Source organism: Halomonas sp. ML-15 (genome assembly GCF_014779595.1).
GTDB lineage: Bacteria > Pseudomonadota > Gammaproteobacteria > Pseudomonadales > Halomonadaceae > Franzmannia.
This window is the reverse complement of record NZ_JACXZT010000019.1, coordinates 446,114-467,009: the sequence shown is the minus strand read 5'-3', so window position 1 is coordinate 467,009 and position 20,896 is coordinate 446,114. Positions and strand designations below refer to the sequence as shown.

Sequence of the window (20,896 nt, the reverse complement as noted above, 5' to 3'; positions counted from 1 at the left end):
CAGGGGAGACGCCGAATGACGGCAACAGAGCAGGGGCGCGGGGCGCAAAGGTGGCTCGCGGTAGGGGTATATGTGTGTCTGACGCTACTCGCGATGCCCTCGGTGGCGGGGCCTGCGCTGGCACCCGCCATCGAGGCGCGGCTGGCCGATGGCGAGGTGCACGATAGCGAACTGGCGGCCTTTTACCGCAGCCGCGCGTATCACGGCATATGGCAGTCCCCCGAGCGGGTCGAGGCGCTGACCGATGCGGTGGCCACCTTGCAGGACGATGGGCTGACACCCGGCGACTATCTGCCAGAGGAATTGACCGCGCGTCAGGCTGAGCTCGGCGAAGACGAGGCGGCGCGGGTGCGCTTCGAGCTGGATGCCACTCGTGGCCTGCTTCTGGCAATGCGTCACCTGGCGCGGGGCAAGACCGATCCGCGGCGTCTGGAGGAGGACTGGAGCATTCCGCTGGCCAGCTATACGCCGGACTGGGCGATGCTGTCGCAGCAGTTGGACGCCGGCGATATCGACGCGGCGCTCGATCAGGCGCGCCCCGAAGCCGGCTTCTATCAGGCAATGCGTGACGGTCTGGCGCACTATCGGCGCGTCGCGGCCAGCGGTGGCTGGCCGCAGCTACCCGAGCTAGGCGAGTCGCTGCGCGAGGGCGATCGGCATCCCGATGTGGCGCTGCTGCGCCAGCGCCTGGCGGTGGAGCGGGATCCCGCTGATTGGCCGGCCGATGCCGAGTATTACGCGCAGATCGAGGCCGAGGTGGAAGAGACGCATGAGGCTGAACGCTTCGATGCCGAACTGGCGCGAGAGGTGCGCTGGTTCCAGCGTCGCCATCTGCTCGAGCCCGATGGCATCGTCGGGCGCCACACCCACCAGGCGCTCAACGTGCCGGTGGAGGCACGTATCGATCAGCTGCGGGTCAACCTCGAGCGCGGCCGCTGGCTGCTGCATGACCTGCCGGCCTCCTACGTGCTGGTGGATATTGCCGGCTATGAGCTGCATCACGTGCGCGAAGGCGGCGACGACTGGCGTACGCGGATCGTGGTGGGGCAGCCCTACCGCGAGACGCCGTCGATTCGCTCCTCGATCACCCACCTGACGTTCAATCCGACTTGGACGATTCCGCCGACGATCTTCCGCGAGGACAAGCTGCCGCGGATTCGCGATGACCTCGGTTATCTCGAAGAGGCCAACCTTAGGGTGCTGGCGCCGAGCGGTGAAGAGCTCGACCCGGCCGAGGTCGATTGGGACAACCCCGGCGGTGTGATGCTGCGCCAGGCGGCCGGCGGCGACAATCCGCTGGGTGACCTGGTGATCCGCTTTCCCAACGACCACGCCATCTATCTGCACGATACCCCGGCCCGGGGACTGTTCAACCGTGCCCAGCGCGCCGCCAGTTCGGGCTGCATTCGCGTGGAGCACGTCGAGGAGCTGGCGCGGCAGCTGCTGGCCGACAGCCAGCGCTGGAGCGCTGCCGACATCAGCGAGCGGATCGACGCCGGACGCACTGGCAATGTGTCGCTGGCCAATCGCGTACCGGTGATCCTCAGCTACTGGACTGCGGGCCCCGACGAAAACGACGGTATTGCCTTCCGGCCCGACATCTACGGCCGCGATGCCGCCGTGCGCCGCGCGCTGGACGCCCGGGCGGGGCAGTGAAAAATATCGTTGACTCGTGCCCAGGAATCGCGCATCCTGATTCTGCAGTTGGTTAGCAAGTTGAATATCGTCAGTAGAAATCGAACGTTGTCAGCATCAATTTCGGTCGCCTGGTGAATATCCCCTTGTTTTACCCACTCAATTCGGGTAATTCCCGCAACATCATCAAGCATTAGATTAGGAAATTGAAAAATGGCAACTGGTACCGTTAAGTGGTTCAACGACACCAAAGGTTTCGGCTTTATTTCTCCGGACGATAACGGCGACGACCTGTTCGCGCACTTCTCCGAAATTCAAGCTGACGGCTTCAAGACTCTGCAAGACGGCCAGAAGGTTTCCTTCGACGTCACCCAGGGCAAGAAAGGCCTTCAGGCTTCCAACATCAAAGTCATCTGATCGCTGACATTTGATGTGTCCCCCCGAGGGACAATACAAGGCCCGCCATGTGCGGGCCTTGTGCGTTTCTGGCTTACCGTGGTGTCTACCACTCTTCCTTCTTCTTATCTCCTTTTCGAATAGTTAAATTTCCACAAATAACTTTTTGATATAAAGATTGGCCGTCACAATGGCAGATGTTTTTCTTTTGCCTATGGATTGCCGATGTCCCCCGATGCCTGGCTTGCTCTGACCGTCGTGCTGGCGGTGTTCCCCTTGATGGCCTTTACCCGCCTGGGCCCGGACATGGTGCTGCTGGGTGCTGTGGTGGTGTTGCTGACCCTGGGCGTGATCGATGCCGACCAGGCGCTGGGCGGCTTCTCCAACAGTGGCTTGTTCACCGTGGCCTTCATGTACGTGCTGGTCACGGCGATTCGTCAGACCGGCGGTATCGACGTGATCATTCGCGTAGTGTTGGGCCGCCCGAGCACCGAGCGAGGTGCCCTGGCGCGGCTGCTGTTGCCGGTCGCAGGTATGAGCGGCTTTCTCAATAATACGCCGGTGGTAGCCACCTATATCCCCGCGGTGATCAGCTGGTCGCGTCGCCTCGGCATGCCCAGCCACCGCTTTCTCATGCCGCTCAGCTTCGCCTCGATCCTGGGGGGCACCGTGACGCTGTTCGGCACCAGTACCAACCTGGTGGTGCACGGCATGCTCACCAGTCGCTACCCAGAGCTCTCCATGGGGTTGTTCGATATCGCCTGGGTCGGGGTGCCGGTGGCCGTGGTGGGGCTTATTTACCTATGGTGGCTGGCGCCGCGGCTGCTGCCGGCACGGCGCGGGCTGGCCCAGGCGTTCGAGAACCCTCGCGAGTTCACCATCGAGATGGAGGTCGACCCCAAGGGGCCGCTGATCGACAAGAGCGTCGAGGAGGCGGGCCTGCGGCATCTGCAGGAGCTGTTTCTGGTTGAGATCGAGCGTGAGGGCAATATCGTCAGCGTGGTGGGCCCGGGGGAGAAGCTCAAGGGCGGCGATCGGCTGGTCTTCGCCGGCACCTCGGCGGCGGCGGTGGAGCTGCAGCAGATCCGTGGCTTGATCCCCTCCCGGCAGGGCGAGTCGAGCCTGAGCAAGGACTTCAAGGAGCGCCGCCTGGTGGAGGCGGTGGTCTCGGACCAGTGCCAGTTCGTCGGTCAGCGCATCCGCGACGGCCACTTTCGCACCCTCTACGGGGCGGCGGTACTGGCGGTGTGCCGCAACGGAGAGCGAGTGGCCGGCAACCTGGGCCAGATCCGCCTGCAGCCCGCCGATGTACTGCTGCTCGAGGCGCGGCCGCCGTTTATCGAGCGCCACCGCCAGTCGCGTGATTTTCTGCTGATCAGCCAGGTCAATGGCGCGGCGCGGCCGGTGCATGAGAAGGCGTGGCTGGCGTGGGCCATCCTGGTGGGCGTCGTGGCGCTGGCCAGTGTCGGCGTGATGAGCATGCTCAATGCCGCCATGCTGGGCGCGGCGCTGGTGGTGATCAGCGGCTGCTGCAGCATCGGGGCGGCCAAGCGCGGCCTCGACACCCAGGTGCTGCTGACCATTGCGGCCTCGTTCGGTCTTGGTGCGGCGCTCGAGAGCAGCGGGGCGGCGGCCTACCTTGCTGGCGGGGCGCTGGGGTTGGCCGACGGCAACCCGCTGCTGCTGCTGATCGGCACCTATCTGCTGGTGGCGCTGCTCACCGAACTGGTCACCAACAACGCCGCGGCGGTGATCACCTTTCCCATCGTCATGGCCAGCGCAGAGAGCCTGGGGGTGAATCCGATGCCGTTCGTGGTGGCGGTGATGTTCGCCGCCTCGGCGAGCTTCCTGACCCCCATCGGCTACCAGACCAACCTGATGGTCTACGGACCCGGGGGCTATCGCTTTGGCGATTTTCTGCGCGTGGGGGGACTGCTCAACCTGCTGGTGGCGGCAGTGGCGCTGCTGCTGATCCCGTTGATATGGCCATTTACCGCCTGAGCCGGCGGCCCCATCTCGCCGCTTGCGGCGCTTTAGGGTAGGGTGAGGGTTTTGCCAATGATGGAACCCGACCCCACCATGAGTGACGCGACCTCCAACGGCCCCGGTGAGATAATCGTCGAGCCGTCGAACGGCCAGCCAGCGAATGCCTGCGTGATCCTGCTGCACGGCCTGGGCGCCGACGGCAATGACTTCAAGCCGCTGGTGCCCGTCATCAGTTTGCCGAGTTCGCTGGCGGTACGCTTCGTGCTACCGCATGCGCCGCGCATGCCGGTCACCATAAACGGCGGCATGCGCATGCCGGCCTGGTACGACATCCTCGAGATGAACCTCGGGCGGCGCGTCGACGAGGCGCAGCTTCGCACCTCCGCGGCGCGGGTGCATCGGCTGATCGACGCCGAGATCGCCGGCGGTATCGACAGCCGCCGCATCATTGTTGCCGGGTTTTCTCAGGGCGGCGCAGTGGCCTACGAAGCGGCGCTGACCTACCCCCAGCCGCTGGGCGGCCTGTTGGCGCTCTCGACCTACTTCGCCACCGCCGACAGCATCGCCCCCAGCGAGGCCAACCGCGAACTGGTGATCGAAGCCCACCACGGCAGCTTCGACCCCGTAGTGCCGGAAAGCCTGGGCAAGGAGGGCGTTGAACGCGCCCGCGCCATGGGGCACCCGGTCACCTACCGCACCTACCCCATGGCACACTCGCTGTGTCCGCAGCAGGTGGCCGATATCGGCCCCTGGCTAGCGTCACGCCTGGCGCAGGATTAAACGGAGCCGTGATGGATACCCTCGACAAGATGGCAGCACCCGGGCCGGATCGACGGCTGTCGAGTCCGGCGGCGATGCGCAATCGCGAGCCGATTCTCAAGGTACTACGCGACTGGCTACCGGCCCAGGGGCAAGTGCTGGAGGTGGCGAGTGGCAGTGGCGAGCACGCGCTGCATTTCGCCACGGCACTGCCGCATCTGAGCTGGCAACCCAGCGACCCGAGTGAGAGTGCACGTGTCTCGATCGAGGCGTGGCGCCTCGAGCAGGGGCCCGCCAATCTGCTCGCGCCGCTGGCGCTGGACGTACTGCAGCGGCCGTGGCCGGTGCCCGAGTTCAACGTGCTGATGGCCATCAATCTGTTGCATATCTCCCCCTGGGCGGTGAGCGAAGCGCTGTTCGCCGAAGCGGGTGAGCGGCTACCCGAAGGCGGCATGGTGTACCTGTATGGCCCCTTCAAGCGCGACGGTGAGCACACTGCCGAGAGCAACGCCGCCTTCGACATCGACCTGCGCCGACGCAACCCCGAGTGGGGCATTCGCGAGCTCGAGGAGGTGTTGGCGCTGGCCGAGCGCCATGCCCTCGGTGTGGTGGCCGTGGAAGAGATGCCGGCCAACAATCTCAGCGTCGTGCTGCGCGTCGAGCCGCCCGGTGGAACTTGAACTCGTCGCCCCTGCCCCAAGGTCTAACGGTAAGCCTATCAAGGAGGAGTAAGCATGCACGATCTGTCTGAAGACATCCGCCTGCCCGACGGTTGCCCCAACTGCGGTAGCCATCGCGCCAGGGTTTCGCGGGTCGGAAATCCCGATGACAAGGTGTTCTGCGCGTCCTGCAACACCGTCATCGGCCTGTATGGCGAGGTCAAGGAACGCCTCATCAAGGCCTCTCCCGGTGAGGCCGAACAGCTGCTCGAGGAAGCCGCCAACAAGAAAAGCTCCTGACCTTCCCCGCGCCGATGCCGTTTCCGCATGCCGATGGCTTGGCCCTGCTGCTGATCGCGCTGACCACCCTGGTGATCGGCGCCAGCGCCCTGCATGGCATGCGCTATCTGCGCGAGAGCGGTGCGCCGCGCCGCCGCAGCCTATTGCTGTGGCCGCTGCTGGCGATGCTCTGGCTGGCGTTAAGCACCCTCTTCGCCAGTGCTCATCTGGTGATTCAGTACCTGGCCCTCGAGGTCACCGCGCTGTGCGCCGTGGCGCTGATGCTGCTGCCTGGCAGCCAGGCCTCGAAGGAAGCCGGGCGCCGCTATCTGCTATGTACCCTTAGCGGTTCGCTGCTGATTCTGCCGGCGGTGGTGTGGCTGGCGAGTCGGCACGACGACCTGAGCATGGCCGCTCTGGCACAGGTAGAGGTCGCACCCTTGTGGCTGGCGGCGGTGACCGCGGGGCTGTTGATCAAGATGGCGGCCTTTCCGCTGCACGGTTGGCTGCCGCCGGCCCACGCCGCTGCCTGGGTGTCGGTGAGCACCGTCCACGCGGCCCTGGTGATCAAGGCGGCGTTCTTCATGGCGGTGAGCCTGTGGACGACGCTGGCGCCGGAGGCGGTGGGAGGCGCGCAGCTGCTTGGCTGGCTAGGGGCCGCGGCGATTATCTGGGGCAGCCTGCTGGCGTGGCGACAGAGCGAGCTCAAAAGCGTGGTCGCCTACTCCACGGTGGCTCAGGTGGGCTACTTGCTGCTGCTGTTTCCGCTGCTGTTCGGCACTACCGGCGAGGTGGCGGCGCTGGCCTGGCAGAGCACCTGGCTGCTGGTGGTCAGCCACGCCCTGGCCAAGGCGGCGATGTTCATGGCCACGGGCAGCCTGGTGCTGGCGATGGGGCGCGGCGACCTGCAGGGGCTGTCGGGTGTCGGCCAGCGCTTGCCGCTGTCGCTGCTGGTGTTCGGCCTGGCCGCGGTATCGCTGCTGGGGCTGCCGCCCAGCGGCGGCTTCACCGCCAAGTGGATGCTGCTGCATGCGGCGATCATCGCCGAGCAGTGGCAGTGGGTGCTGGTGGTAGGCCTGGGCACCCTGCTGGGGGCGGCCTATATCTTCCGGGTGTTTCGCTACTGCTTCATCGTCCCCGAGAATGAGCAAGAGATCCGTGTGCCGCCGGTGACGCTGGACGTGATTGCGCTGCTGCTGGCACTGGGTGCCATGGGTGTCGGCCTGGCCGCTGCGCCGGTGGTGGCGCTGATAGGAGGCGCACCATGAGCGACAATCCGGGCCTGCTACTGGCAACCCTGGCCGCGTCGCTGCTGGTTGCGCCGGTGATCTTCCTGCTGCCGGAGCGCGCCTGGCTGGCGCGCACCGCGTTCAACCTGGGCGCCGCCCTGCTCAAGTTGGGCCTGGTGGCGCTGATGGTGTGGGGGGTGGCCCGCGGTGAGAACTACGCCTTCGGCTTTACGGTCGTGGAGGGGGTCAGTTTTCAGCTGCGCGCCGACCCGCTGGGCATCATGTTCGCCGGACTGTCGTCGTTGCTGTGGCTGTTCACCACCCTGTACGCCATCGGCTACCTGGAGGGGTCGGACAACCGCAAGCGCTTCTTCGGCTTCTTCAGCCTGTGCGTGGCCAGCACCCTGGGGATTGCCCTGGCCGGCAACCTGTTCACCTTCCTGCTCTTCTATGAGCTGCTGACGCTCTCCACCTACCCGCTGGTGGTGCATCGCGGCACGCCCAAGGCGCTGGCCTCCGGCGCCACCTACCTGCGCTATACCGTGAGCGGTGGGGTACTGCTGCTGATCGGGGTGGTGGCGCTGCACGCCCTGGCCGGCGAGGTGAACTTCGGCCAGCGCGAGGTACTGGCCGACCTGGGGCCCGACTATCACCCCTGGCTGATCGGCATCTTCGTGCTGATGATGGTGGGGCTGGGGGTCAAGGCCGCGCTGGTGCCGCTGCACGGCTGGCTGCCCCAGGCGATGGTGGCCCCCGCCCCGGTCAGCGCCCTGCTGCACGCGGTGGCGGTGGTCAAGGCCGGGGCCTTCGGCATCGTGCGGGTGGTCTACGACGTCTACGGGATTGCCTTCAGCTTCGAGCTGGGGCTGCTGACCGGACTCGCCATCATCGCCTCGTTCACCATCCTGTATGGCTCGCTGAGAGCCCTGGCCCAGGTCGATATCAAGCGCCGCCTGGCGTTCTCCACGGTCAGCCAGGTCTCCTACATCATGCTGGGTATCAGCCTGTTCGGCCCCATGGGCACCGTGGCCGGGCTGGCACACCTGCTGCACCAGGGCTTGATGAAGGTCACGCTGTTCTTCTGTGCAGGCAATTACGCCGAGGAGCTGGGCATCCACCGCATCGATGAGCTGGACGGGGTAGGGCGGCGCATGCCGGGTACCAGCCTGGCGTTTACGCTGGGGGCGCTGGGCATGATCGGCATCCCGCCGCTGGTCGGCTTTCTCAGCAAGTGGTACCTCGGCATGGGGGCGATTCAAGCCGGCATGCCGTGGGTGATTGCGGTGCTGGTGGCCAGTAGCCTGCTCAATGCCGCCTATTTCCTGCCCATTCTGTACCGGCTGTGGTTCAAGCCTGGCCCGCTGGAGGGCGTCGGCGAGTGGCCCCATGAGCAGCGCCTGGGTCGGCTCGAGACCAGCGGTTGGCTGCTGTGGCCGGCGTTGGCCACAGCGGCGTTCAGCCTGCTGGCGGGGATCTTTGCCGGGCTGCCGTTCAGTCCGTTGAGCTGGGCGAGCCTGATCGCCCTCCAGGAGTATCTGCCATGAGTCTGGCGCATATGCTGCTGCTGACGGTGGCCTGGCCGCTGGCCCTGACGGCGCTGGTGGCGGCCACCCTGGCCTGGCGCCACGGCCGGGCGCTGGTCGCGCAGCGCAGTTCGGGGCGCTACGTGATGCCCCCGGGACTCGCCGGTGACTGGTCGTATCGCGGGCGCGTGGCGCTGTGGCTCAGCGCGCCGCTACCGGCCCTGGCGGTGGCGCTGGCGTTGCCCGAGTCGACGCTCATCCTGGACTGGTGGCTGCTCGGCGGCGTCTGGCAGTTGGACGGCGTGCGCCGTGCGCTGCTCGGCTTCAGCGCACTGCTGTGGGCGCTGGCCGGCGTCTACGCCCACGGCTACCTGAGTGGCAAGGCGCGCCGGGCGCGTCACGGCGACCAGGATGCCGAGCGCGACCTGCAGGGCTTCGTGCTGCTGTGGCCGCTGACCCTGGCCGGCAACCTGATGCTGATCCTGGCCGAGGATATCGCCAGTTTCTATACCGGCTTTGCCCTGATGACCTTTGCCGCTTACGGACTGGTGGTCAACGCCGGCAGCCGCGAGGCGTATCGCGGCGGTCGTGCCTATCTGATCATGGCGATCCTCGGTGAGGGCATGATCCTGGCCGGCCTGCTATGGGCGGCGGCGAGTGCCGAGACCCTGACGCTGACCGGCCTGCGCGAAGGGCTGGCGGTATCGCCCCATGCCAACGCCATGGCCACGCTGCTGTGGCTGGGCTTTGGCGTCAAGGCTGGGGTGATCGGGCTTCACGTGTGGCTACCGCTGGCGCATCCGGTAGCGCCGACCCCGGCCAGTGCGGTGCTCAGCGGGTCGATGATCAAGGCCGGCTTGCTCGGCTGGTGGCAGACCCTGCCACTGGGGCTGACGGCCCTCGAAGGGCTCGGGACGGTGGTCATGACGCTGGGACTGCTCGCCGCCTTTGGTGCGGCGCTGTACGGCGTGACCCAGCGCCACCCCAAGGCGGTACTGGCCTACTCCAGCGTCAGCCAGATGGGCATGATGACCGCGCTGGTGGGGGTGGGCCTGCTCTCCCCATCGCTATGGCCCGTGTTGGCTCCGGCGCTGATGCTGTTCGCGGTGCATCATGGGCTCAACAAGGGCGCGCTGTTCCTCGGCGTGGGTATCACCGAGCACCCGCCGCGCTGGCCCGGCTGGCTGCTGTGGGGGCTGTTGGTGCTACCCGCGCTGTCGCTGGCCGGCGCGCTGGCCAGCGGCCTGAGCGCCAAGTGGGTGCTCAAGGCGGGACTCTATGATGCCGGCTGGAGCGGACTGGTGATGCTGCTGACCTTGGCCGCCCTGGGCACCAGCCTGCTGATGGCGCGAACCCTGTGGTGCCAGGCCCACGCCTGGAAGGAAGCGCACCGCCATGGTGCTGCCCCGGCGCCGCTGTCGATGACCCTGGCCTGGACGCTATGCGCACTGCTGGCGGCGGCCGTGCCCTGGTGGCTGGCGCTGCCCGAGGCGCCGGTTGGCACGGTACAGGCTGGCGAGCTGCCGCCCTTGGGTGAGCTGCCCGGCCTGCTGTGGCCGGTGCTGCTGGGGGCGGTGTTGACCGCCGCACTGGTGGTGGCCTGCCACCTCGAACCGCGGCTGCATACGCGCCTGAGTCGAGCCGAACGCCTGCCCCCGGGGGATCTCTGGCAGCTCTACGTACGCTCGACGAATGTGCTGATGGATGGCATGCGGCGCGGCGTGGCGCGACTGGCCAACGCCCAGGAAGCGGTGCAGAGCACGACAACTGCCACCGGCCAGTGGGCCATGGGCTGGCTGACGTCGCTGCAGCGCGGCGAGGCGTGGCTGCGTCGTTGGGCAGTAGCGCTGATGGTGGTGATGATCGCGGGGCTGTGGTTGGCGCTGGTGCGTTGAATCGCGCCGCGCCGGCGACCGCCGGCGCGGCGATGTGTCAGCGTTCGGTGGCGGCGACTACCTCAATCTCTACCAGCCATTCCGGATTTGCCAGGTCGGCGACACCAACCACCGATCGAGTCGGCAGATTGGGCTGCTCCTCGGTGCCAAAGTACCGCGTATAGCCGTCCATAAAGCCGCTGAAGTCGATACGGCCGGTTTCCTCGGTGGGCACCAGGAAAACGGTCATCTTGACCACGTCGGACATGTTGAGATCGAGCCGCTCCAGGTTCCCTTTTATACGCTCCAGCACAGAGATCGTCTGCGCTTCTGTATCACCGAAATCGCCGTCGTCATCGGCCAGCGGCACGGTGCCGCTGAGGTAGGTGATATCAACGTCGCTGAGGGTCACGGCCTGCAGAATCGGAAAATCCGAGTCCGGTATCGGGTGGCGCTCGATGGCGTCGGCATGGACGCCGGTCGCCATTGCGGCGGCTAGCAGGGCGCTGGCAAGTGCGTATTTAATCGTCATGGTCACTCCTCTCTTCCCATCTTGGCGGTTCCAGTGACCTTGAGCGCCTCTACATCGGTGGCACTCAGGTCGCTAGGGGTGTCATTGAAGGTGTCGCGGATATAGTTGAGGATCTCGGCCAGTTCCGCGCTGGCCAGTTCGTCGCCAAAAGAGGGCATGCCGGCGCGTCCATAGGCCACGATGCGGATCAGCTCCTCGAGGTTGCCGGCGACGAAATCGCTGTCGGCGAGGGCGGGGAAGGCCCCGGGGATCCCGCTGCCATCGGTCATGTGGCAGGCCGAGCAGTTCTGCTGGTAGAGGGGCTCGCCGTCGGCAAGCGCTGATTGAGCAGCCATCAGCAGCGGTACGGCGATCACGGTGGCAGGTATCAGCTGTTTCATGACGCCATCGCCATCGCATGCAGCTTCTCGATCTGCAGCCAGGATGACTCGATCGCCCCCGACATCCAGCCGGTCATGTAGCTGAGGTGCTCCCCGGCGAGTAGCACGCGCCCTTGGGGTTCATTGAGCAGCGGGTAGCTATGCTGACGCGCCTCATCGGACCAGCTGGCCCAGCCGCCGAGGTTCTCCGGCACCAGGTGCCAGGCGGTGCTGAAGGCATTCTCGAAGTCGCGCCGATAGCCGGCATGGATCTTCTCGCCGACGCCCAGGGCTTTATCGATACGCTGATCCCGAGGCAGGGCGCTGAACTGGGCGGCGTTGGCGCCAAAGTTGTAGACCCCTTGCAGGACCCCCTTTCTGCCCTGCCAGCCGGTGGAGGGGTAGCTGATATTGCCCACTTCGCTGTTATGGGTGAAGGAGTGCCCGCCGAACACGTGATCCTCGACCTCCCAAAAGCGGGTCTTCATCTGCAGGGCCAGCTTGCAGGTCGGGGTATAGCTGACTGCATCCATGGCGCTGCGGAATTCGTCGGAAAAGTCGTTCTCGATATTGCGCAGTACCGAGAGGGGGATGGTGCATAGGCAGTAGTCACCCGCTAACTGACGGGTCTCTCCGCTGTCACCATCCAGGTAGTCCACAACGACTCCGTCATCGCTATGCTGCAGCTGCGTGACCCGGGCGCCGAAGGTGATGGCGTCACCGAGCCGCTCCTCGAAGGCCTTGGGAATGCGGTCCATTCCGCCAATCGGCTGGAACATGGTCTTCTGCTGGGTATAGCCGCTCACCGAGCTGACGATGCCGAAGAGGTCGGAGTTCAGCAGCGCCGCGAGGGTGTGCGGTGATGAGGGCTCGCCGGGATTGAGACCGGCGCCGGGGTCGCTGGCATAGCCGCGGCCTCCAGTACCCAGGTAGTCGAGACTGTCGCGCTCGAGGTGGCCTTCGCCGACCAGAAATTCCAAGAATTTCTCGCGCTCCTCGGCGCTGAGGGGGACGTCCAGGGCGCCTTGATCGACATGCTTGGCAAGGATTTCCGCGGTATGGCCGCGCATGTCGGCGATGATCTCCTTCTGGCGCACTGGCTGGCCGTTGAGGGGCCCTCCGCCATCGCGATAGGCAAAGGCGGCTTCGTTGTGGTTGACGAATATCTCCAGGGGGATACCGAACTCCTGGGTGTAGTGCAGGGTCGAGCGGTGGTGATAGGGGATCCGCCAGGGGCCGTGGTTGAAATACTCACCATCGTCGAAGTCACACACTTCGTCATCCTGTCCCAGCTGGGGCAGGACGAAGCCGCGGCGCGCCGTCTGGCAGCGCCCTCCCGCATAGCGGCGCGCCTCCAGCACCTTGCAGTCATACCCCTGACGCCCCAGCTCATAGGCGGCGACAAGTCCTGCGAGCCCTGCCCCCAGAATGATCACCGACTTGCCGTTGGCATCACCAGAGAGGGGCGGCGGCCGGTCTTGGGCCGAGGCAATGCCGATGTTGAAGGCCGAAAGCCCTGACATCAGCATGCCAGCGCCGCCCACGGTCCCCAGGGCCTGCAGAAAATGGCGCCGGGTCAGCAGTCCGGTGACAGCGCCAGTGCTATCCCGCTCGCCAGCCAATGGCGTTTGTTCTTGTTGATGCATCTGCGATTCCTCCGTGTCAGACATAGAGGACAGCGCAGCATTCATGCCAAGTTACGATATATCTTTATAAGACAAGACAGTATGAGAATATTCGACTTTACAATTCCATTAGCCTGCAATCTATTTGCACCAGGATGACGAGTGCTGGTGACGGATATTGAAGGAAGTGGTGCAGTGGCAAGGCCAACAGGTAGCATGAAATGACAAGCCCCGCGTGCCGGCGGTACCAGCACGCGGGGCCTTGTGCGGTGGGCGGGTTACAGCAGCTCTTCGGCGGCCAGCGCCAGGCGTGAGCGTTCGACGCTCTTGAGGGTGACATGGCCGGCGTGGGGCCAGTCGCGGAAGCGTTCGACCACTGCGGCCATGCCGCAGGTGTTGGCGGTGAGGTAGGGGGTATCGATCTGGCCGACGTTGCCGAGGCAGACGATTTTGGTGTTGCGGCCAGCGCGGCTGACCAGCGCCTTGAGCTGTTTGGGCGTAAAGTTCTGCGCCTCGTCGATGATCAGGAAGGTGTCGTTCAAGGTGCGCCCGCGCATGAAGCCGGGCGAGCGGATCTGCACCCGCGAACCGAGCAGCTGGCGGGTGGCGCCGTTGTCCCAGCTGGTATCGCCATCCTCGCTGCGCAGCAGGTTGTCCATGTTGTCGTGGAAGGCGCCCATCCACGGCGACATCTTCTCCTCCTCGGTGCCGGGCAGAAAGCCGATGTCCTCGCCCATGGGGATCGGCGCACGGGTGAACACGATGCGTTCGAACTGCTTGGCGTCGAGGGTCTGCTGGAAGGCCGCGGCCAGCGTCATGAAGGTCTTGCCGGTGCCGGCGTTGCCGGCAATGGTCACCAGGTCGATCTCCGAATCCATCAACAGGTTGAGGGTGAAGTTCTGGCGGCTGTCGTGGGCATGCACGCCCCATACTCCCGCGTGGTGACGATAGTTGGTGAGCAGTTGCAGCCGCGCCGATGACGGCGACAGCTCGCGCACGATGGCCTCGAAATCGGCGCCATTGTCGCTGTCCGAGACCAGCATGCCGACATGCCAGTCGCGCGGCATCTCGCCGCTGAGCTGATAGAAGGTGTGGTGGTCGACGCGCTCGACCTTGACCTCGACGTTGAGGCAGCTCCATAGCCCGTCGCCGTCCTGTCCGGCATCGGCATAGACCTTGGTGCCCTCGATCATGGCGTCGCTGTCGGAGAAGGCGCGGTCGTTGAGGTAGTCCTCCACCGGCACCTTGAGCGCCGAGGCCTTGACCCGCAGGTTGATATCCTTGGTGACCAGGATCACCGAGGCGTCGGGGCGCTCGTCGCGCAGCCGGCAGGTCTCGGCGAGAATGCGGTTGTCGGGGCTGTCCTCGAGGTTGTCGAGGGGCTTGAGATCCTGATAGCAGAGAAACCGCAGGCGGCCGGTCTCGCCGCTGATGCGGGGGATCGGGATGCCCTGCTGGATCTCGTCGAAACTGACCTGGCTGGTGAGGTCGGAGAGGGTGCGGCTGACTTGCCGAGCGGTACGCGCGATCTCGCGGATGCCGTTCTTGTGCTTGTCGAGTTCTTCGAGGACGGTCATGGGGATGACCACGTCGTGCTCTTCGAACTGATAGAGCGCGGCGGGATCGTGAATCAGGACATTGGTGTCCAGCACGTAAAGCCGTGTCGCCTTCTTGTCGATTCGTACCATCGGTGGAAGCACTCCTTGGTTGACGGCAATGTCGACACTGGCAGTGACACCTTACGGTCATGTGACAGGCTGTCATCTGGCGCCCAGCGTCGCTTCCATGATGCGTGCGCTACGTTCCTCCTCTGTGAGTGTGACAGTTATGCTTTCGACATTAGCATGTGCCGCAAGCTCCCGCTTCGCCACTTTTTGTGTCAACGCTATGTCATTCCTCGCCGCCAAGCACCGGGTGAGCTATGCGTTCAACGGCAGCCGCGTCTCGAACTTGTTGCGCTTGCGCGAGATCAGCGTGCGGAACTTGTGCATGCCCCCACCGGCATAGAGCACACTCTCACAGAAGCGATCATAGCCCTGCATGTCGGGTACGCTGACGATCAATACGAAATCGACCTCCCCGGTTACCTGGTAGCACTGGGTGACTTCGGGCGCCGTTTCCACCCGCTGAATGAAATCGCGATAGAGGGCCTTGTCGTCTCGTGCCATGGTGACCTCCACCACCATATTGAGGCTGGCACTAAACGCGTCGGGCGCCAGGATGGCGACTTCGCGTTGAATAACGCCGCTCGCCTTCAGTCGACGCACACGCTTCAGGCAGGCCGAAGGGGAGAGCCCGACGCGTTCAGCAAGCGCTTGATTGGTCAGGCTAGCGTCGTGCTGCAATTGATCGAGGATCCTCAGGTCGAGTCTGTCCATGTGCAGTAAATTTCCCTCGCCGCCTTCAGAAAGCAACATTCTTCCCGTTCCACGCCAAGAACGCCATCGCCTTGTTCGAGAGCTGCGTAACGTTAGCGGTTGACTCCCTGACGGAACATGACAGACATGGCGCAACGACTCCCTGCTCGACTGCTCAGCACACTGGAGCAGCTGTTTCGAGAAGCCTGGACGGTCTATTGGACCCTGCTCAAGGTGATGGTGCCGGCGCTGCTGATCGTGAAGGCGCTCGAGATGCTGGGCATGACCGAGCTGCTCGGCCACTGGCTTTCACCGTTGATGTCGCCGCTGGGGCTGCCTGAGCCACTCAGCGTGGTATGGGCTGCCACTTTGCTGACCAACATCTACACCGGCCTGGTTATCTTCTTTGAGGTCACGCGGGATACGCCATTGACCGTCGCTCAGGTGACGGTGCTGGGGGCACTGATGGCAGTGGGGCATTCGCTGCCGATAGAAGGCGCGGTCGCGCGCATGGCGGGCGTGCCCTGGTGGTTAACACTGTTGATGCGAGTCGGCGGTGCCTGGCTGCTTGGCTGGTTGCTTCATCTGAGCTACTCGCTGGGGGGCTGGCTCCAGCATGCGAACCAGGTGGTGTGGGAGCCCTCTCCACAAGAGGCGACATTGGTGGCCTGGGGGATGGCGCAGGCTACCACCCTCGCGACCATTTTCGTGGTGATCCTGGTGCTGATGGGCTTCCTGAGGCTGCTGCGCTGGCTGAGAGTGGAGCGGCTGATTCACAAGCTGCTCTACCCCCTGTTACGGCTACTGGGCATCGGCCCGGCAGCGGCCAATATCACCGTGATCGGCATGACCCTGGGGCTGAGCTTTGGTGCTGGCCTACTACTACGCGAGGCGCGTTCGGGGCGCCTGACCCCGCGGGACATCGTGCTAACGCTCTGCTTCCTTGGCCTCTGCCACAGTCTGATCGAAGATACGCTACTGATCATGCTGTTAGGGGCGGACCTCTCCGGCATTCTATGGGCACGACTCGCCTTCGCACTGGTGGTCATCGCCCTGCTGGCCAGGCTGCCTTGGTTGCGTCATGCGCAGCTGCCCACCTGGATGTTTGTCGAGAGAAAGCCACCTGACAGGGCGCGAAACCCCTGAGTTGGCTGCTCTAGCCAGGCAGCTGTGGGACGGCAAGGCTGCCTTACTCCTGCTGCAGATAGACGCTGTCGATATCCAGCGAGGAGCGCTGGCCGAGGTCGTCGAAGGAGGCGTCGAGCCAGGCGTCGCAGGCCTTGCGGCCGCTGTCGCGCAGCTTGCACAGAAAGGCCCACTCGGCGTTCATCTTGCTCGACACCGAGAGCCCTTCCAGGGCGTGGTCGGCGCTGATGCGGTGGAAGAGGGTGTCGCGGTAGCAGCCGATGTCCATGCCGCTGTCGCTGATCAGGCCCTTGAGCATCGCCGCCATGCGTACTTCCTTGATCAGCGACGCGTTGAAGGTGATCTCGTTCATACGATTGAGGATGGCCGCGGCGCTGGTCGGCACCTCGTCGCGCTCGATGGGGTTGATCTGCACGATGACGATGTCGCGCGAGCCGCACTCCTCCATCAGCGGGAACAGCGCCGGGTTGCCGACATAGCCGCCGTCCCAGTAGGCGCGGCCGTCGATCTCCACGGCCTGGAACATGAACGGCAGGCAGGCCGAGGCCATCACTGCATCGGCGCTCATCTCCTCGCGGCGGAACACCCGCTGTTTGCCGCTCTTCACATCGGTGGCGCAGACGAACAGCTTGAGTGAGTCGCAGCGGCGCACGCGCTCGAAGTCGACCAGCTCGGCCAGCAGGTCGCGCAGCGGATTGAGGTTGAAGGGGTTGAACTGGTAGGGCGAGACCACGCGGCTCATGAAATCCATCATCAGGTAGCCGGGGGAGTGGTCGAGGCTCCAGTTGCCGAGCAGCATGTCCAGCGGGGTGCGCTTGATGGGGCTGTGCATGGCGGCGTCGCTGACGGCCCGCCAGAAGGTCTCGAGTCCCTCCCGTGCAGCCTGCTCGCCGCCGCGGGTCAGGCCCTCGGCCACCACCACGGCGTTCATGGCGCCGGCACTGGTGCCGCTGATGCCCTCCAGCTCGATGCGCGGGTCTTCCAGCAGGCGGTCGATCACGCCCCAGGTGAAGGCGCCGTGAGCACCGCCGCCCTAGAGTGCAAGGTCTATGGCTTTGGTCTCTGGCATCTCGCCTCCCTGGTGTTGATGCGATGCAATATGCGTCCAGCATAGCGGCCATTCCCTCATGCCACCAAGCCAGTGCTCAACGGCTCAGGAAATTTGAACCCCGCCCGCAGCAGGGCCTAGGCTGGAGGCAACGCCTGCGCCATCAAGGAGGGCAGGCCCAAGATGCACCCCCAGGGGTGCCAACCACGCGGAGGGATTCGCAAATGAGCAAGAAAGTCGCCGAGATTATCGTCGAGACACTGCAGGAAGCCGGCGCCAAGCGCTGCTATGGGGTGGTGGGTGACACACTCAATCACTTCACCGACAGCCTGCGCCAGAGCGACATCCAGTGGGTGCCGGTGCGCCATGAAGAGGTGGGCGGCTTTGCCGCCGGCGGCGAGGCCTATATGACCGGCGAGCTGGCGCTGTGCGCCGGCTCCTGCGGGCCGGGCAGCCTGCACTTCGTCAACGGCCTGTTCGATGCCCACCGCAACGGCGCGCCAGTGGTATTCATCGCCTCCCAGGTGCCGATCGGTGAGTCCGGCGTCGGGTTTCCACAGGAGGTCGACCAGACGCCGATCTTCAAGCAGTACAGCGTCTTCTGCGAGACCCTGGTTTCCCCCGAGCAGGCCCGCCGCATGACCGCCATCGCCGCGCAAACCGCGCTGGCCAAAGGCGGCGTAGCGGTACTGATCGTGCCCGGCGATCTGTTTACCCAGACGCCGTCCCAGGACCTGCCCTACCGGGCGCACCGCTTCGACTATTCGTTGCGGCCCAGCGCCGAGTCCTTCGTGCCGGCGGTCAAGCAGCTCAACCGCGGCGGCAAGATCTCGATCTTTGCCGGTTCCGGCTGCGAGCACGCCCGGGAGCAGGTGCTGGCGCTGGCGGAAAAGCTCAAGGCGCCGGTGGCCTGGACCTCGCGGGCCAAGGACTTTATCGAACACGACAACCCCTACCAGGTCGGCATGACCGGGGTGTACGGGCTGGAGGGCGGCTACGAGGCGGTGGCCGAGTGCGACACCCTGCTGCTGCTGGGCTGCAACTTCGCCTGGACCCAGTTCTATCCCGACAAGGCGACCATCATCCAGGTCGACCACGACCCGACGCAGATCGGTCGCCGCCACCCGGTGGACATCGGCCTGGTGGGCAGCACCCGGGATACCTGCGAAGCGCTGCTCGAGGTGGTCGAGGAGCAGAGCAGCACCCGCTGGCTCGACAAGTGCCTCAAGAGCTACCGCAAGTCGCTGGAGAAGTCGGCGCACAACACCCGCGATGACGGCCTGATCCATCCCCAGGAGCTGACCCTGGCCATTGATCGCCTGGCCGCCCAGGACGCCATCTTCACCGCCGATACCGGCAGCCCGATGGTGTGGATGTCGCGGCATATCCAGACCCACGGCCGCCGCCGCACCCTGGCCAGCCTGCAGCACGGCAGCATGGCCAACGCCTACCCCCAGGCGATCGGGATTCAGCTCGCCTATCCCCAGCGCCAGGTGGTGGCGATGTGCGGCGACGGCGGGTTGGCGATGCTGCTCGGCGACCTGCTGACCCTGGTGCAGGAGCAGATCCCCCTCAAGCTGGTGATCTACAACAACAGTTCGCTGGGCTTCGTCGAGCTGGAGCAGAAGGTGGAAGGGCTGCTGGATGCCTACACCGGCCTGGCCAACCCCGATTTCGGGCGCCTGGCCGAGACCATCGGCATGTGGGGCAAGCGCGTCGAGCGTGAGGATGAGCTCGACACCGCCCTCGGCGAGCTGTTCGCCCAGCCGGGGCCCGCGCTGCTGGATGTGAAGGTCAATCCCATGGAACTGGTGATGCCGCCCAAGGTAGAAGCCGGGCAGGTCGCCTCCACCGCCCTCTACTCCGGCAAGGCGGTACTCGACGGGCGCATGGGTGAGGTGGTCAATCTGGTCAAGAGCAACTTCCTCAAGCGCTGACCTGGCACGGGGCGCTGATCTCAGCGCCCCATGTGTTAGCCGGGGTCGTTACCCGCTCGCTGTCGGTGCGGCGTCAGATTCCAGTGGAGAGCAATGGCTGCTCAATAAACCGCTTCGCCCTAGGGTCGTTGGCATAGGCCACATTGAGGCGCAGCCAGGGCGAGGCGTCTTTGTGGGGGAAGAACAGATCCCCCGGGGAGAGGCGAATGCCTAACTGAGCTGCTCGCTCAACGAGTTGGGAGGAGCGCTCCACCGCGGGGTGGCGAACCCAGAGGAACATGCCGCCAGCAGGGGTGGCGAACACCTCCCAGCCGGCCTGTTTCACCAGCGCGAGCGTCCGGGCCAGCTGCGCTGCGAGCTTTATCCTCAACCGCTCTGTCAATTTCCGGTAACTACCGTTCTCCAGCAGGGTAGCCACCACCTGCTCGGCAAAGGGCGAGGTGGAGATCGCGGTGAGCATCTTGATATCGACCAGGCGCTTCAGCAGCGGTGCCTGGCTGGCGATAAAGCCCACCCGCAATGAGCTCGACAGGCTCTTCGAGAAACTGCCCAGGTAGATCACCCGCTCCAAGCCATCCAGCGCGGCGAGGCGTGTCGTTGGCTGCGCTTGAAAGTCGGCATAGATATCGTCCTCAACGATCTGCACGTCATGCCGTTGCGCCAACTGCAGCACACGATGCGCGATGGTGGGCGCCAGGGTCGTGCCGGTAGGGTTCTGGAATACGCTGTTAGTGAAGAATAGCTTGGGCCGGTGGCGGTGGAGCAGTGCCTCCAGGCGTTGGGTGTCTGGCCCATCGCAGAGGCGGGGAACGCCAACCACCGTGACGCGCTGCAGATGTAGCAGGCCGAACAGGTTGTAGTAGCCCGGGGCCTCGACGAACACCACATCGCCGGGGGAGAGCAACAGCCGCACGATAAGATCCAGTGAATGGCTACCGCCGCCGGTCATAAGAATCTGGTTGGCCTGGGTGTTGATATCGAGCAGCCGCAGCCGCTCCTGAATCAGTTGCCGCAGCCGCGGCGTGCCCATGGGAGTGCTGTACTCGAAGAGACTCGCGCCACCCTGACGAGCCACCTGACGAATGGCATAGGTCAGGTCGTCGTCCTCCCGCCAGTGGTTCGGCAGCCAGCCGCATCCCAACTTCAGGTCGCCCTCATCCGCCTGGAAGAGCCGCCACATCTCATCGGTGACATCCTCCATGCTGACCGAGGGCGTCTGCGTCTCGCCGGCCGCGTTAATGGCGACATAGAAGCCGGAGCCCGGTCGGGCGCGAATCACGCCATGCGCCACCAACTGATCATAGGCCTCGATCACGGCGTTGCGGCTGATGCCATGCTCCGCCGAGAGGCGCCTTATGGAGGGTAGCCGCTGGCCGTCGGCGACCCCATGCTGCTCGATCCACTCCCGAATAGCGTCCACCAGTTGCTGAACCATGGGGGTACTCGAACGGCTGTCGAGGCGCAGCTTCATGGGCAGGAGACTCTCCGTTGCATCCAACCGTTCAGCAAAAAGCGGGAACAGTGCAGGGATAACCGAGGAGAAGTGTACCTT

The 20,896-nt window shown here is 64.9% G+C and carries 17 protein-coding genes and 1 pseudogene; 11 read left to right on the top strand and 7 right to left on the bottom strand.

Annotation, left to right across the window (positions count from 1 at the left end):
* Nucleotides 1-15 precede the first annotated feature (15 nt).
* The 9 genes from IEI94_RS13780 to IEI94_RS13740 all read left to right on the top strand — a co-directional run bounded on the left by IEI94_RS13780 (nt 16) and on the right by IEI94_RS13740 (nt 10,361).
* A complete protein-coding gene (locus IEI94_RS13780) occupies nt 16-1,656 on the top strand; it encodes a L,D-transpeptidase family protein (protein WP_191167870.1) in 1,641 nt (546 codons plus the stop codon).
* A 192-nt stretch (nt 1,657-1,848) separates the two neighbouring features.
* On the top strand, nt 1,849-2,052 hold the full coding sequence (locus IEI94_RS13775; RefSeq protein WP_076746630.1) for a cold-shock protein: 204 nt from the start codon (nt 1,849-1,851) through the stop codon (nt 2,050-2,052).
* A gap of 204 nt (nt 2,053-2,256) precedes the next feature.
* Entirely contained in the window at nt 2,257-4,032 is a 1,776-nt protein-coding gene (locus IEI94_RS13770; RefSeq protein WP_191167869.1) for an SLC13 family permease, read from the top strand.
* A 78-nt stretch (nt 4,033-4,110) separates the two neighbouring features.
* Complete coding sequence (locus tag IEI94_RS13765) at nt 4,111-4,797, top strand: alpha/beta hydrolase (RefSeq protein ID WP_191167868.1); 687 nt, start codon at nt 4,111-4,113, stop codon at nt 4,795-4,797.
* An 11-nt stretch (nt 4,798-4,808) separates the two neighbouring features.
* Nucleotides 4,809-5,456 (top strand): DUF938 domain-containing protein, encoded by a 648-nt coding sequence (locus IEI94_RS13760; RefSeq protein ID WP_224750141.1) that lies wholly within the window; start codon nt 4,809-4,811, stop codon nt 5,454-5,456.
* A 54-nt stretch (nt 5,457-5,510) separates the two neighbouring features.
* Entirely contained in the window at nt 5,511-5,735 is a 225-nt protein-coding gene (locus IEI94_RS13755; protein ID WP_191167867.1) for a hypothetical protein, read from the top strand.
* 14 nt (nt 5,736-5,749) lie between these two features.
* Nucleotides 5,750-6,982 (top strand): complex I subunit 5 family protein, encoded by a 1,233-nt coding sequence (locus IEI94_RS13750; RefSeq protein ID WP_191167866.1) that lies wholly within the window; start codon nt 5,750-5,752, stop codon nt 6,980-6,982.
* Nucleotides 6,979-8,487, top strand: coding sequence for a proton-conducting transporter membrane subunit (locus IEI94_RS13745; protein WP_191167865.1), 1,509 nt, complete (start codon nt 6,979-6,981; stop codon nt 8,485-8,487). The genes IEI94_RS13750 and IEI94_RS13745 overlap by 4 nt, the downstream gene beginning before the upstream one ends.
* Complete coding sequence (locus IEI94_RS13740; RefSeq protein WP_224750140.1) at nt 8,484-10,361, top strand: complex I subunit 5 family protein; 1,878 nt, start codon at nt 8,484-8,486, stop codon at nt 10,359-10,361. Before IEI94_RS13745 ends, IEI94_RS13740 begins: the two co-directional genes overlap by 4 nt.
* A gap of 37 nt (nt 10,362-10,398) precedes the next feature.
* Here the strand turns inward: IEI94_RS13740 and IEI94_RS13735 are convergent, their stop codons facing one another.
* The 5 genes from IEI94_RS13735 to IEI94_RS13715 form a co-directional block, all read right to left on the bottom strand.
* The gene (locus IEI94_RS13735) at nt 10,399-10,872 is read right to left on the bottom strand and encodes a RidA family protein (protein WP_191167864.1); all 474 of its coding nucleotides are present in this window, start codon (nt 10,870-10,872) and stop codon (nt 10,399-10,401) included.
* Nucleotides 10,873-10,874: 2 nt separating this feature from the next.
* Complete coding sequence (locus tag IEI94_RS13730) at nt 10,875-11,252, bottom strand: c-type cytochrome (RefSeq protein ID WP_191167863.1); 378 nt, start codon at nt 11,250-11,252, stop codon at nt 10,875-10,877.
* Complete coding sequence (locus IEI94_RS13725; protein WP_224750139.1) at nt 11,249-12,877, bottom strand: flavin monoamine oxidase family protein; 1,629 nt, start codon at nt 12,875-12,877, stop codon at nt 11,249-11,251. The genes IEI94_RS13730 and IEI94_RS13725 overlap by 4 nt, the downstream gene beginning before the upstream one ends.
* A gap of 257 nt (nt 12,878-13,134) precedes the next feature.
* Entirely contained in the window at nt 13,135-14,544 is a 1,410-nt protein-coding gene (locus tag IEI94_RS13720) for a PhoH family protein (protein ID WP_191167862.1), read from the bottom strand.
* 231 nt (nt 14,545-14,775) lie between these two features.
* Nucleotides 14,776-15,273, bottom strand: coding sequence for an Lrp/AsnC family transcriptional regulator (locus IEI94_RS13715; RefSeq protein WP_224750138.1), 498 nt, complete (start codon nt 15,271-15,273; stop codon nt 14,776-14,778).
* An 87-nt stretch (nt 15,274-15,360) separates the two neighbouring features.
* On the opposite strand from IEI94_RS13715, the gene IEI94_RS13710 reads away from it, so the two are divergent.
* Nucleotides 15,361-16,359: a nucleoside recognition domain-containing protein gene (locus tag IEI94_RS13710; protein ID WP_224750137.1), complete on the top strand. Its 999-nt coding sequence runs from the start codon at nt 15,361-15,363 to the stop codon at nt 16,357-16,359.
* Between the two features lie 43 nt (nt 16,360-16,402).
* Here IEI94_RS13710 and IEI94_RS13705 read toward each other — a convergent pair.
* Nucleotides 16,403-17,380, bottom strand: a pseudogene (locus IEI94_RS13705) (patatin-like phospholipase family protein); the annotation flags it as partial.
* Nucleotides 17,381-17,631: 251 nt separating this feature from the next.
* Here IEI94_RS13705 and IEI94_RS13700 point away from each other — a divergent pair.
* Nucleotides 17,632-19,344 carry a thiamine pyrophosphate-dependent enzyme gene (locus IEI94_RS13700; protein ID WP_191167861.1) on the top strand — a complete coding sequence of 571 codons (1,713 nt, stop codon included), beginning with the start codon at nt 17,632-17,634 and terminating at the stop codon, nt 19,342-19,344.
* 73 nt (nt 19,345-19,417) lie between these two features.
* Here IEI94_RS13700 and IEI94_RS13695 read toward each other — a convergent pair whose 3' ends face one another.
* On the bottom strand, nt 19,418-20,815 hold the full coding sequence (locus IEI94_RS13695; protein WP_191167860.1) for a PLP-dependent aminotransferase family protein: 1,398 nt from the start codon (nt 20,813-20,815) through the stop codon (nt 19,418-19,420).
* Between the last annotated feature and the right edge of the window lie 81 nt (nt 20,816-20,896).

What these genes read in the sequence shown, in the direction of transcription:
- IEI94_RS13745 (WP_191167865.1), top strand. Translation starts at nt 6,979, where the DNA reads ATGAGCGACAATCCGGGCCTGCTACTGGCAACCCTGGCCGCGTCGCTG.
- IEI94_RS13700 (WP_191167861.1), top strand. Translation starts at nt 17,632, where the DNA reads ATGAGCAAGAAAGTCGCCGAGATTATCGTCGAGACACTGCAGGAAGCC.
- IEI94_RS13750 (WP_191167866.1), top strand. Translation starts at nt 5,750, where the DNA reads ATGCCGTTTCCGCATGCCGATGGCTTGGCCCTGCTGCTGATCGCGCTG.
- IEI94_RS13760 (WP_224750141.1), top strand. Translation starts at nt 4,809, where the DNA reads ATGGATACCCTCGACAAGATGGCAGCACCCGGGCCGGATCGACGGCTG.
- IEI94_RS13695 (WP_191167860.1), bottom strand. Translation starts at nt 20,815, where the DNA reads ATGAAGCTGCGCCTCGACAGCCGTTCGAGTACCCCCATGGTTCAGCAA.
- IEI94_RS13740 (WP_224750140.1), top strand. Translation starts at nt 8,484, where the DNA reads ATGAGTCTGGCGCATATGCTGCTGCTGACGGTGGCCTGGCCGCTGGCC.
- IEI94_RS13730 (WP_191167863.1), bottom strand. Translation starts at nt 11,252, where the DNA reads ATGAAACAGCTGATACCTGCCACCGTGATCGCCGTACCGCTGCTGATG.
- IEI94_RS13715 (WP_224750138.1), bottom strand. Translation starts at nt 15,273, where the DNA reads ATGTTGCTTTCTGAAGGCGGCGAGGGAAATTTACTGCACATGGACAGA.
- IEI94_RS13775 (WP_076746630.1), top strand. Translation starts at nt 1,849, where the DNA reads ATGGCAACTGGTACCGTTAAGTGGTTCAACGACACCAAAGGTTTCGGC.
- IEI94_RS13780 (WP_191167870.1), top strand. Translation starts at nt 16, where the DNA reads ATGACGGCAACAGAGCAGGGGCGCGGGGCGCAAAGGTGGCTCGCGGTA.
- IEI94_RS13770 (WP_191167869.1), top strand. Translation starts at nt 2,257, where the DNA reads ATGTCCCCCGATGCCTGGCTTGCTCTGACCGTCGTGCTGGCGGTGTTC.
- IEI94_RS13735 (WP_191167864.1), bottom strand. Translation starts at nt 10,872, where the DNA reads ATGACGATTAAATACGCACTTGCCAGCGCCCTGCTAGCCGCCGCAATG.
- IEI94_RS13755 (WP_191167867.1), top strand. Translation starts at nt 5,511, where the DNA reads ATGCACGATCTGTCTGAAGACATCCGCCTGCCCGACGGTTGCCCCAAC.
- IEI94_RS13710 (WP_224750137.1), top strand. Translation starts at nt 15,361, where the DNA reads ATGGCGCAACGACTCCCTGCTCGACTGCTCAGCACACTGGAGCAGCTG.
- IEI94_RS13765 (WP_191167868.1), top strand. Translation starts at nt 4,111, where the DNA reads ATGAGTGACGCGACCTCCAACGGCCCCGGTGAGATAATCGTCGAGCCG.
- IEI94_RS13725 (WP_224750139.1), bottom strand. Translation starts at nt 12,877, where the DNA reads ATGCATCAACAAGAACAAACGCCATTGGCTGGCGAGCGGGATAGCACT.
- IEI94_RS13720 (WP_191167862.1), bottom strand. Translation starts at nt 14,544, where the DNA reads ATGGTACGAATCGACAAGAAGGCGACACGGCTTTACGTGCTGGACACC.